This window comes from Kluyvera sp. Awk 3 (assembly GCF_028069715.1).
In the GTDB taxonomy this organism is placed as follows: Bacteria; Pseudomonadota; Gammaproteobacteria; order Enterobacterales; family Enterobacteriaceae; genus Kluyvera; species Kluyvera georgiana_A.
The window spans coordinates 42,861-53,623 of the sequence record NZ_JANEWH010000017.1 but is presented as its reverse complement, the minus strand read 5'-3'; the positions used below and the strand labels follow the sequence as shown (position 1 = coordinate 53,623).

The window sequence follows — 10,763 nt, the reverse complement described above, 5'->3', positions numbered from 1 at the left end:
AATTAGCATTTTTCCTTCCTCCAGGAGATACAGATGGAAAACACTCAAACCAGCACGGTCGTCACAGCAGAATCTGCTAGCGGATGGCGCAAAACAGATACGATGTGGATGCTGGGTCTTTACGGCACCGCGATCGGCGCGGGCGTACTGTTCCTGCCGATCAACGCCGGCGTCGGCGGCATGATCCCGCTGATCATCATGGCTATCCTCGCCTTCCCGATGACCTTCTTCGCACACCGCGGCCTGACCCGCTTCGTGCTGTCCGGTAAAAACCCGGGCGAAGACATCACCGAAGTCGTTGAAGAGCACTTCGGCGTAGGCGCAGGTAAACTGATTACCCTGCTCTACTTCTTCGCTATCTACCCAATCCTGTTGGTATACAGCGTAGCAATCACGAACACCGTGGAAAGCTTCCTGGCGCACCAGCTGCACATGACGCCGCCGCCGCGCGCTATCCTGTCGCTGATTCTGATCGTCGGTATGATGACTATCGTGCGTTTCGGTGAGCAGATGATCGTTAAAGCGATGAGCATCCTGGTGTTCCCGTTCGTTGCAGCCCTGATGGTGCTGGCGCTGTACCTGATCCCGCAGTGGAGCGGCGCAGCACTGGAAACCCTGTCCTTCAGCAGCGCGGCCTCTACCGGCAACGGCCTGTGGATGACCCTGTGGCTGGCGATTCCGGTAATGGTATTCTCCTTCAACCACTCGCCGATCATCTCTTCCTTCGCGGTGGCGAAGCGTGAAGAGTACGGTCAGGGCGCAGAGAAGAAGTGTTCCTCTATCCTGGCACGTGCCCACATCATGATGGTGCTGACCGTTATGTTCTTCGTCTTCAGCTGCGTACTGAGCCTGTCCCCGGCGGACCTGGCGGCGGCGAAAGAGCAGAACATCTCTATCCTGTCTTACCTGGCGAACCACTTTAACGCGCCGGTTATCGCCTGGATGGCACCGATTATCGCGATTATCGCTATCACCAAATCCTTCCTGGGGCACTACCTGGGCGCACGTGAAGGCTTTAACGGGATGGTGATTAAGTCTCTGCGTAGCAAAGGCAAATCCATCGAAATCAACAAACTGAACAAAATCACTGCGCTGTTCATGCTGGTTACCACCTGGATTGTGGCGACCCTGAACCCAAGCATCCTGGGCATGATTGAAACCCTGGGCGGCCCGATCATCGCGATGATTCTGTTCCTGATGCCGATGTATGCGATTCAGAAAGTACCGGCAATGCGTAAGTACAGCGGTCACATCAGCAACGTCTTCGTTGTGCTGGTAGGTCTCATCGCTATCTCCGCAATCTCCTACTCTCTGTTTAGTTAATCCCCCTGCGCCGCCTTTCGGGGCGGCGCACCTCGATACACAATGGACGCCTCATGATTAGCGTATTCGATATTTTCAAAATCGGCATTGGTCCTTCCAGCTCACACACCGTCGGGCCAATGAAAGCAGGCAAACAATTCACGGACGACTTGATTGCGCGTGGGATTCTGACTGATATCACTCGCGTAGTCGTCGATGTTTACGGCTCACTCTCTCTGACCGGTAAAGGCCACCATACCGATATCGCCATTATTATGGGTCTGGCAGGGAATCTGCCGGATACGGTGGATATCGATGCCATTCCGGCGTTTATCCAGGACGTGAATACCCATGGCCGCCTGATGCTGGCTAACGGTCAGCACGAAGTGGAATTCCCGGTTGATCAGTGCATGAACTTCCATGCCGACAACCTCTCGCTGCACGAAAACGGCATGCGTATTACCGCGTTGTCAGGTGACAAAGCCGTTTACAGCAAAACCTACTATTCCATCGGCGGCGGTTTTATCGTCGACGAAGAGCACTTCGGCCAACAGACTGAAGCGCCTGTTGCCGTGCCATACCCGTATAAAAGCGCCGCGGATTTACAGCGTCACTGCCAGGAAACCGGCCTGTCGCTGTCTGGCCTGATGATGCAGAACGAACTCGCGCTGCACAGCAAAGAAGAGCTGGAAAAGCACTTCGCTGACGTCTGGGCGGTAATGAAAGGCGGAATCGAGCACGGCACCACGACCGAAGGCGTATTGCCGGGCAAACTGCGCGTTCCGCGTCGTGCTGCCGCGCTGCGCCGTATGCTGGTCAGCCAGGACAAAATCAGCAGCGACCCGATGGCGGTGGTTGACTGGATTAACATGTTTGCCCTGGCGGTGAACGAGGAAAACGCTGCCGGTGGCCGCGTCGTCACCGCGCCGACCAACGGTGCCTGCGGTATCGTTCCGGCAGTGCTGGCTTACTACGACAAGTTTATCCGTGAAGTGAACGCCAACTCGCTGGCGCGCTATATGCTGGTTGCCAGCGCGATTGGCTCGCTCTACAAGATGAACGCCTCCATCTCCGGCGCTGAAGTGGGTTGCCAGGGTGAAGTGGGTGTCGCCTGCTCCATGGCGGCGGCAGGTCTGGCTGAGCTGCTTGGCGGTAGCCCGGCGCAGGTGTGCATTGCCGCGGAAATCGGCATGGAACATAACCTCGGTTTGACCTGCGACCCGGTTGCCGGTCAGGTTCAGGTGCCGTGCATCGAGCGTAACGCTATTGCGTCGGTGAAAGCGGTCAACGCCGCGCGTATGGCCCTGCGCCGTACCAGCGTGCCGCGCGTGTGTCTCGATAAAGTTATCGAGACCATGTACGAAACCGGCAAAGACATGAACGCCAAATACCGCGAAACCTCTCGCGGCGGGCTGGCGATGAAAGTGGTAGCCTGCGACTAACGTCCCCCAGAGGCCTCGTTTTGCGAGGCCTCTTCCCGTTTTATCTCCCGCCAATAGCCTCACCCGCCCCTGAATGTTACCCTTAGCGCCCAATCTGTTAGGGAGAACGCCCGTGGCCGTCCATTTGCTTATCGTTGACGCACTCAACTTAATTCGTCGTATTCATGCCGTTCAGGGCTCCCCCTGCGTAGAAACCTGTCAGCACGCGCTGGATCTGCTGATTGCGCACAGCCAGCCGACGCATGCGGTAGCGGTATTTGATGATGAAGCGCGTAACAGCGGCTGGCGGCATCAGCGACTTCCTGACTACAAGGCCGGTCGTCCTCCTATGCCGGACGATCTGCATGCCGAAATGCCCGCCCTGCGCGCCGCTTTTGAGCTTCGCGGCGTACGCTGCTGGGAATCTCGCGGTAACGAGGCCGACGATTTAGCCGCCACGCTGGCGGTGAAAGTTGCTGGCGCGGGACATCAGGCCACCATCGTCTCCACCGATAAAGGCTACTGCCAGCTGCTCTCACCCAACCTGCGCATTCGCGACTATTTCCAGAAGCGCTGGCTCGACGTGCCGTTTATCGAAAAAGAGTTTGGCGTGCAGCCTCAACAACTGCCCGACTACTGGGGGCTAGCGGGAATTAGCAGCTCGAAAGTACCTGGGGTCGCGGGTATTGGCCCGAAGAGCGCCACTCAACTGCTAACGCAGTTCCCCACGCTGGAAGCGCTGTACGAACATCTGGATGAGGTGCCGGAGAAATGGCGAAAGAAACTGGAAGAGCATCGGGAAATGGCGTTCTTGTGCCGGGATATCGCGCGCCTGCAAACCGATTTGCATATCGATGGCAATTTGCAGCAGCTCAGGCTCAACAGATAGCGTAAAGACGCAGGCCGGATAAGGCTTCGCCTTATCCGGCCTGCAAATCACATTCGACCGGGTTATGCGTTATTAACGCTCGTCGCGACGCCCACCCACGGCAGCCCACAGGCGACGCACGTGTACGGTCACTTCCTCGCGATCGTGATACAACTGACGCGCCTGAATCTGCGCGTTAATACCGTGCTCGTCCAGCTTTGCCTGGATGTGCGCCAGATTCTGCGACAGCTCTTCATAACGCTTTTTCATCGGCAGCTTCAGGTTGAAGATGGTCTCACGGCACCAGCCGTTAACCAGCCATTCCGCCATCAGCGCGGCCACCTTCGCCGGTTTCTCCACCATGTCGCACACCATCCACGAGATGTTGTTGCGGTTCGGGCGATAGCGGAAACCGTCTTCGCGCAGCCAGGTCACCTGACCGGTGTCCATCAGGCTCTGCGCCATCGGGCCGTTATCCACTGAGGAAACCCACATGTTGCGCTTCACCAGCTGATAGGTCCAGCCGCCGGGGCAAGCGCCCAGGTCAACCGCGTACATGCCGTTTGCCAGACGCTCGTCCCACTCGTCGGCGGGAATAAAGACGTGGAACGCCTCTTCCAGCTTCAGCGTAGAACGGCTCGGCGCATCGGCCGGGAACTTCAGACGCGGAATGCCCATATAGAACGGTGAATTGTTGGTGCTATAGGAGTACCCGGTATAGCAACAACCTGGCGCGATAAAGAACACGTGTACCACCGGACGTTTGGTGGTCTCGTACGGCGCCAGCACTTTCGCCTCTCGCAGCGCCGCGCGAAGCGGCACGGTGAGCTTACGGCAGAACTTCATCAGCTCTTTGCTTTCGTTGGTGTCAGCCACCTCTACGCGCAGGTCGCCGCCCTTCTCCACCACACCTTGCAGCATGCCGACGATCGGCGTGACGCGGTCTTCTGGCGGTAAATCTTTTAACAGCTCGCCGACGACGATCATCTGGCGAGCAAAGATGAGCGAGCTAAACGGCAGCTCGCGCGCCAGCTTATCGGCGTCACCATCCTGATAGCATTCGAAAATCACATAGCCCGAGTTATCTTTTACGCGCGCGAAGCCAAACACCTCACGACGCCCGGCCTTGTCGGTGATTTCCGCAGCACACTCTTTCTCAAACCCAGGGCGGCAATACAGCACAACCTTATTCATGAACAACACCCTTACGCTTAAGTCGAATGGCACCAATTAACATCAACACCCAACCGGCGAGGAAGCTGACGCCGCCCACCGGGGTAACAAACGCCCACAGGCGTAAATGAGAGAGCGCCAGGCAGTACAGGCTACCGCTGAACAGCACAGTACCCAGCGCCAGAAATACGCTACTCCAGTAGAACCAGATACTAATGCGGCGCTGCATCGCCACCGCCAGGCCAAAAATCGCCAGCGTATGAAACGCCTGGTACTCCAGACCGGTCTGGATCCAGCCCATTTCAACAACGCCGAGCGATTTGCTCAGCACGTGTGCGCCAAACGCGCCCAGTGCGACAAAGACAAAACCGCTGATAGCGGCAAAAATCAGCATAAAACGGCTGGTCATGATGGTATTACCCTAAATTCATTTATTGTTCGTAACGAAAACGAAAAGTTTCTTGCTCATGGGCCGCTTTCGCCAGAATCCACTGACGAAAGGCCGCTATTTTACCCAGTTCTGCCTGACTGTCATGACAAACCAGATAAAACGCATTCTTACTGACCAGAACATCATTAAACGGGCATACCAGACGGCCTGCCTCAATCTCTGACTGCGCCATCACGTTGTTGGCGAGCGCAATCCCCTGTCCGTGGATGGCAGCCTGTAGCACCATGGCGCTATGGCTGAAGATCGGTCCCTGTTGTACGTTGATATGGTTGAGCCCCAGCTGGCGCGTATACGTTTGCCAGTCGCGGCGGGAAGCATCGTGCAGCAGCGTATGTTTGGCTAAATCGGCGGGGGTTTTCAGCGCCTTATCGCCGGTCAGCAGCAGAGGAGAGCAAACCGGGAGTAAATACTCCGCGTACAGTTTTTCGACGCGTAACCCCGGCCAGTTGCCGCGACCGTAGAAAATCGCCACGTCGACATCGTCCGCCAGCTTGTCTTCCTGACGGTCTACCGCCTGGATTCTGACGTCGATTCCCGGATAAGCTGAGTTAAAGCTTGAGAGGCGCGGCACCAGCCATTGAATCGCAAAACTGGGCAATAAACTGACGGTAAGCGCCCCTTTCGCGCTGCGTGCCTGTAGTTTACGCGTTGCCTCTGTTAATTGCGAAAAGATCTCTTTGATATCCTGAAAATAGCTCTGCCCCTCTTCAGTCAGCAGCAACGAACGATTGCGCCGACGGAACAGCTTCAGCCCCAAAAAATCCTCAAGAGACTTGATTTGGTGGCTTACTGCGGCCTGCGTCACAAAAAGCTCATCGGCCGCGCGGGTGAAACTTAAATGGCGCGCGGCTGCATCAAATACACGTAATGCATTAAGAGGTGGCAAACGCTTTGACATGGTCCCAGAACCCAATTGTTAATTGAATTTAACAAATAGGAAACAACAGTTAACCTATTAGTTTTTTTTATCTGAGACATTATAATTTGTCCGTTGAGCTTCTACCAGCAAATACCTATGATGGCGGCACTTCCTGAGCCGGAACGAGAAGCCTTTTTTGGAATGCGTGTTCTGAAGGGCTTTTGGCTTACGGTTGTGATGTTGTGTTGTTGTGTTTGCAATTGGTCTGCAATTCAGATCACGGTAGCAAGGCTACCCTTTTTCACTTCCTGTACATTTACCCTGTCTGTCCATAGTGATTAATGTAGCACCGCCTAATTGCGGTGCTTTTTTTTGCCTGCGATTCGGCGCGCTATTTCTCCAGCGCCACCATCTCTTTCACATCGCTATGGTTGATTTGCTGTTTCACGCCGTTGGCATCGGTGTAAGAAATCATACCAGTGTCTTTATCGGTCTGCGGTTTGCCCTCGGAAACAATGCTACGACCATCGTTGGTGTGCATCACGTAGTTTGGGCCAGAACAGGCACTCAGGGCAAACGTCAGCATACAGGCAGAAATCATTGCGGCAGTCTTTTTCATCTTCTTCTCCTTTAGCGATTTATGCTATCTAAAGCTCATTTCATAACAGGCGAAAATATTTGCCTAACGTTATTTAGCATAAGACACTGGTCGGATAGTGCCAGCAGAACCAGACGATTCCGAGGATTGGCACAAACCTTGTATCAATGCTCATTTTGCGCCACGATCGGTTGATTGAACCGAGGAATACCATGAACGCTTTCAACCCCGCGCAGTTTCGCGCGCAATTTCCCGCCCTGCACGATGCCGGGGTTTACCTTGATAGCGCCGCCACCGCGTTAAAACCCCAGGCGGTGATCGAGGCGACAAACCAGTTCTACTCGCTGAGCGCGGGGAACGTCCATCGCAGCCAGTTCGCCGAAGCCCAGCGCCTGACCGCGCGCTACGAAGCCGCGCGCGATCAGGTCGCCCGCTGGCTAAACGCCCCTCGAGGCAAAGACATTGTCTGGACACGCGGCACGACGGAAGCCATCAATATGGTGGCCCAGTGCTACGCGCGCCCGCGCCTGCAGCCGGGCGACGAAATTATCGTCAGCACCGCCGAGCACCACGCGAACCTGGTGCCCTGGCTGATGGTCGCGGAGCAAACTGGCGCGAAGGTGGTGCAACTGCCTCTTGGCGCTAACCGCCTGCCGGACGTCGAACAACTCACCACGCTGATCACCTCGCGCAGCCGCATTCTGGCGCTGGGGCAAATGTCGAACGTCACCGGCGGCTGTCCGGATCTGGCGCGCGCGATTACTCTCGCCCATCAGGCGGGTATGGTGGTGATGGTTGACGGCGCACAGGGCGCGGTGCACTTCCCGGCAGACGTGCAGGCGCTGGATATCGATTTCTATGCCTTTTCCGGCCATAAGCTCTACGGGCCGACCGGCATCGGCGTACTCTATGGCAAGAGCGAACTGCTGGATGCCATGGCCCCGTGGCTGGGCGGCGGCAAAATGATTAGCGAAGTGACCTTCAACGGCTTTACCACCCAGCCGGTGCCGTACCGCCTGGAGGCAGGCACGCCGAACGTAGCGGGCGTCATTGGCCTGAGCGCGGCGCTGGAATGGCTGTCTGAGGTGGATATCGTGCAGGCCGAATCCTGGAGTCGGGGCTTAGCGACGCTGGCGGAAGATGAGCTGGCAAAACGCCCGGGGTTCCGCTCCTTCCGCTGCCAGGATTCCAGCCTGTTAGCCTTTGATTTTGCGGGTGTTCATCACAGTGACATGGTGACGCTGCTGGCGGAATACGGGATCGCCCTGCGCGCCGGCCAGCACTGCGCACAGCCGCTGCTGGCGGCACTGGGCGTCAGCGGCACGCTGCGCGCCTCGTTCGCCCCCTATAATACGCAAGACGATGTACACGCGCTGGTCAACGCCGTTGACCGTGCGCTCGAACTTCTGGTGGATTAATGACGACTCCTTTGCTCGCCGAACACCCGTTCGGCACCACCGTAACGCCTGAGGCATTACGGCAACAGTTTGGCGCACTTAGCCAATGGGAAGAGAAGTACCGGCAGCTGATTCTGCTGGGCAAACAGCTCCCCTCGCTGACGGACGATCTCAAAGCGCAGGCCAAAGAGATTCCCGGCTGTGAAAACCGCGTCTGGCTGGGCTACTCGCTGGAGGCTGATGGAACGCTGCATTTCTTTGGCGATAGCGAAGGCAGGATCGTGCGCGGCCTGCTGGCGGTGCTGCTGACCGCCGCGGAAGGCAAACGCCCGGAAGCGATTCTGGCTACCAGCCCGCTCGACTTTTTCGATGAGCTCGGGTTACGCGGCCAGTTGAGCGCCTCACGCAGTCAGGGCCTGACGGCCCTGAATGACGCAATGATTGATGCCGCGCGTCAGGCGCTGGCCTGACGCTCCGCTTTCGCGAGCATCTTTTTCAACGCATGGGATACCGCGACAAAACCGAAGGTCGCGGTGACCATCGTCGCCGCGCCAAAGCCTGAGGCGCAGTCCATCCGTTTTGGCCCTTCAGCGGTACTTTTCATCGCACACACAGAACCGTCGGACTGCGGGTATACCAGCGCTTCGGTGGAAAAGACGCAGTCCACGCCCAGCTTACCTTTGCTGTTCTTCACCACGCCAAAATCGTTTTTCAGCCGCTCGCGCAGCTTGGCCGCCAGCGGATCCTGGATGGTTTTCGCCAAATCGCTCACCTGGATCTGCGTCGGGTCGATTTGCCCGCCCGCGCCGCCGGTGGTGATCAACGGCACTTTATAGCGACGGCAATAAGCAATCAACGCCGCCTTTGGGCGCACGCTATCGATAGCGTCCACCACATAGCTGTAGCCCACGCCCAGATATTCCGCGACGTTATCCGGAGTCACAAAGTCGTCAATGACGGTCACACGGCATTCGGGATTAATCAGGCGAATACGTTCAGCCATCACCTCAGCCTTTGCCAGGCCAACGTTGCCGCCCAGCGCATGGATCTGGCGATTGGTGTTGGTCACGCACACGTCATCCATATCAATCAGCGTGATAGCGCCGATACCGGTGCGGGCCAGCGCTTCCGCCGCCCAACTGCCAACGCCGCCAATCCCAACCACGCAAACGTGCGCATCGGCAAACACCTGCAGCGCCTTTTCACCGTATAAACGTGCCGTGCCGCCAAAACGCTGGCGCCAGGCGTCACTGATAACCACAGACATAGAACCTCAGAGTTAAAAACAAAAAGAGCGGACAATGCCGCCCTGAGCGCCATTCCACTGCCGGATGGCGCTTCGTTTATCCAGCCTACGCGCTAATGTGTAGACCGGATACGCCATCGGGCCATTAGCCGCTGAATACGTTACCCGCGCTGCCGGATGACTTCAGCACCCACACGCGTCCGTAGTGATTATACCAGCCTGCACGATGTCCGGCATCCGGGCCGATGCCCTGATAGATGTCGAAGTGCTGGCCTTTAATCGCGCCGCCGACATCCAGCGCCACCATCAGGCGCAGCTCGTACTGACCGTTAAATTTGCCGTTGTTGTCCAGCTGCGGCACTTCCGCCAGCAGCGTGGTACCCGGCGGGATCACGTTACGGTCAGCCGCCACCGACGCACGCCCTACCAGCGGCACGGCGCTGGCACCTTTCACCGGGGCGAAAGACTGCGGTTTAAAGAAGACGAACGACGGGTTCTGTTCCAGCAGTTCGCGAACCTCCGCTTCGCTGTGGGTTTCGCCCCAGTGACGGATGGCCTGCATCGACATATCTTCGCGCTTCACTTCCCCGCGATCGATCAGTACCTTGCCGATGCTCTTATAGGCCCAGCCGTTTTTGCCGGCATAGCTGAAGAAGTTCAGCGGCGAGCCGTCGCCGAAATCGATATAACCGCTGCCCTGCACGTCCATGATGAAGTTATCCATCAGCGAATTGCTGTAGGCAAGAATATAAGCATCGCTCAGTTGGCCAGCGTAAATCCCGGCGCGAGACGGCAGCTTGCCGCGCTTCGGCGGCATACGGTAAATCGGATACTGGAATTCGCCCTGACGCGTATGGCGCGCTTCCACCACCGGGGTGTAGTAGCCGGTAAACTGCACGTTGCCGTAGTTGTCGGTCCCTTCCATCTGCCAGGCATCGATACCATACTGGCGCAGGGTACGGGTATCGCCGCCGGAAAGCAGCCACTGCTGCACGGCGTTGTATACGTTGCTCTGATTGCCATACAGACGCGGCGAAGCGCTACGGATATGGCCCACCTGCTGCGCGAAGTCGCCCGCGTTGATCGGCGCGCCGACGGCATCAGGATGATTGACTAAAGAGAAAGGCTGGGTGAATTTCCCGTCTTTATACTGTTGACCGCGATCGGTCGGTTTTGACGAACAGGCGGCCAGCATTGCCAGCATTGCCCCCGTTGCCACATATTTTACCCAACGTCCTTTCATGGTGTTTTGTATTCCGCATAATCGAAAGTGCCCGCTGAAGATAACAAACCGCCAGGGGTATTGAAATGCGATTGCGCAGCCCTGTCATAATTTCGAACAAAAAACGTTCAGATTGTGCCTAATACGCACAACTCATAAAAAAATGAGAGCTTTATATCAAAAATGGGTTGCAACAAATGCTCAGCAGAGTATAGTGCGCATCCAC

At 56.8% G+C, this 10,763-nt stretch carries 11 protein-coding genes; 5 read left to right on the top strand and 6 right to left on the bottom strand.

The features are described from left to right. Positions 1-33: 33 nt before the first annotated feature. The 3 genes from NNN71_RS06035 (at position 34) to xni (ending at position 3,612) form a co-directional block, all read left to right on the top strand. Positions 34-1,323: an HAAAP family serine/threonine permease gene (locus NNN71_RS06035; protein WP_065358091.1), complete on the top strand. Its 1,290-nt coding sequence runs from the start codon at positions 34-36 to the stop codon at positions 1,321-1,323. Between the two features lie 53 nt (positions 1,324-1,376). Next, the gene (locus NNN71_RS06030; protein WP_065358092.1) at positions 1,377-2,744 is read left to right on the top strand and encodes an L-serine ammonia-lyase; all 1,368 of its coding nucleotides are present in this window, start codon (positions 1,377-1,379) and stop codon (positions 2,742-2,744) included. A gap of 112 nt (positions 2,745-2,856) precedes the next feature. After that, complete coding sequence (gene xni / locus NNN71_RS06025; RefSeq protein ID WP_167575124.1) at positions 2,857-3,612, top strand: flap endonuclease Xni; 756 nt, start codon at positions 2,857-2,859, stop codon at positions 3,610-3,612. 72 nt (positions 3,613-3,684) lie between these two features. Here the strand turns inward: xni and rlmM are convergent, their stop codons facing one another. From rlmM to NNN71_RS06005, 4 genes are all read right to left on the bottom strand, one after another. After that, positions 3,685-4,785 carry a 23S rRNA (cytidine(2498)-2'-O)-methyltransferase RlmM gene (gene rlmM / locus NNN71_RS06020; RefSeq protein ID WP_163446319.1) on the bottom strand — a complete coding sequence of 367 codons (1,101 nt, stop codon included), beginning with the start codon at positions 4,783-4,785 and terminating at the stop codon, positions 3,685-3,687. Continuing rightward, the gene (locus tag NNN71_RS06015) at positions 4,778-5,173 is read right to left on the bottom strand and encodes a DUF423 domain-containing protein (RefSeq protein ID WP_163446320.1); all 396 of its coding nucleotides are present in this window, start codon (positions 5,171-5,173) and stop codon (positions 4,778-4,780) included. Before NNN71_RS06015 ends, rlmM begins: the two co-directional genes overlap by 8 nt. 22 nt (positions 5,174-5,195) lie before the next feature. After that, positions 5,196-6,113 (bottom strand): glycine cleavage system transcriptional regulator GcvA, encoded by a 918-nt coding sequence (gene gcvA, locus NNN71_RS06010; RefSeq protein WP_167575123.1) that lies wholly within the window; start codon positions 6,111-6,113, stop codon positions 5,196-5,198. A gap of 352 nt (positions 6,114-6,465) precedes the next feature. Continuing rightward, positions 6,466-6,693, bottom strand: a complete 228-nt coding sequence (locus NNN71_RS06005; protein WP_163446322.1) for a YgdI/YgdR family lipoprotein — start codon at positions 6,691-6,693, stop codon at positions 6,466-6,468. Between the two features lie 191 nt (positions 6,694-6,884). Here NNN71_RS06005 and csdA point away from each other — a divergent pair, with 191 nt between their 5' ends. Next, entirely contained in the window at positions 6,885-8,090 is a 1,206-nt protein-coding gene (csdA, locus tag NNN71_RS06000) for a cysteine desulfurase CsdA (RefSeq protein WP_249022822.1), read from the top strand. Then, positions 8,090-8,539 carry a cysteine desulfurase sulfur acceptor subunit CsdE gene (gene csdE, locus NNN71_RS05995; protein WP_249022821.1) on the top strand — a complete coding sequence of 150 codons (450 nt, stop codon included), beginning with the start codon at positions 8,090-8,092 and terminating at the stop codon, positions 8,537-8,539. The genes csdA and csdE overlap by 1 nt, the downstream gene beginning before the upstream one ends. Here csdE and tcdA read toward each other — a convergent pair. Then, a complete protein-coding gene (gene tcdA / locus NNN71_RS05990) occupies positions 8,524-9,336 on the bottom strand; it encodes a tRNA cyclic N6-threonylcarbamoyladenosine(37) synthase TcdA (protein ID WP_271458083.1) in 813 nt (270 codons plus the stop codon). The two genes, csdE and tcdA, sit on opposite strands and share 16 nt — an antisense overlap. Before the next feature lie 124 nt (positions 9,337-9,460). After that, positions 9,461-10,558 (bottom strand): murein transglycosylase A, encoded by a 1,098-nt coding sequence (gene mltA / locus NNN71_RS05985; protein WP_271458082.1) that lies wholly within the window; start codon positions 10,556-10,558, stop codon positions 9,461-9,463. Positions 10,559-10,763: the final 205 nt, after the last annotated feature.

Bases quoted from the DNA above. Each gene is read 5' to 3' on its own strand.
- NNN71_RS06035 (WP_065358091.1), top strand. From the start codon at position 34: ATGGAAAACACTCAAACCAGCACGGTCGTCACAGCAGAATCTGCTAGC.
- NNN71_RS06030 (WP_065358092.1), top strand. From the start codon at position 1,377: ATGATTAGCGTATTCGATATTTTCAAAATCGGCATTGGTCCTTCCAGC.
- rlmM (WP_163446319.1), bottom strand. From the start codon at position 4,785: ATGAATAAGGTTGTGCTGTATTGCCGCCCTGGGTTTGAGAAAGAGTGT.
- NNN71_RS06015 (WP_163446320.1), bottom strand. From the start codon at position 5,173: ATGACCAGCCGTTTTATGCTGATTTTTGCCGCTATCAGCGGTTTTGTC.
- gcvA (WP_167575123.1), bottom strand. From the start codon at position 6,113: ATGTCAAAGCGTTTGCCACCTCTTAATGCATTACGTGTATTTGATGCA.
- NNN71_RS06005 (WP_163446322.1), bottom strand. From the start codon at position 6,693: ATGAAAAAGACTGCCGCAATGATTTCTGCCTGTATGCTGACGTTTGCC.
- csdA (WP_249022822.1), top strand. From the start codon at position 6,885: ATGAACGCTTTCAACCCCGCGCAGTTTCGCGCGCAATTTCCCGCCCTG.
- csdE (WP_249022821.1), top strand. From the start codon at position 8,090: ATGACGACTCCTTTGCTCGCCGAACACCCGTTCGGCACCACCGTAACG.
- tcdA (WP_271458083.1), bottom strand. From the start codon at position 9,336: ATGTCTGTGGTTATCAGTGACGCCTGGCGCCAGCGTTTTGGCGGCACG.
- mltA (WP_271458082.1), bottom strand. From the start codon at position 10,558: ATGAAAGGACGTTGGGTAAAATATGTGGCAACGGGGGCAATGCTGGCA.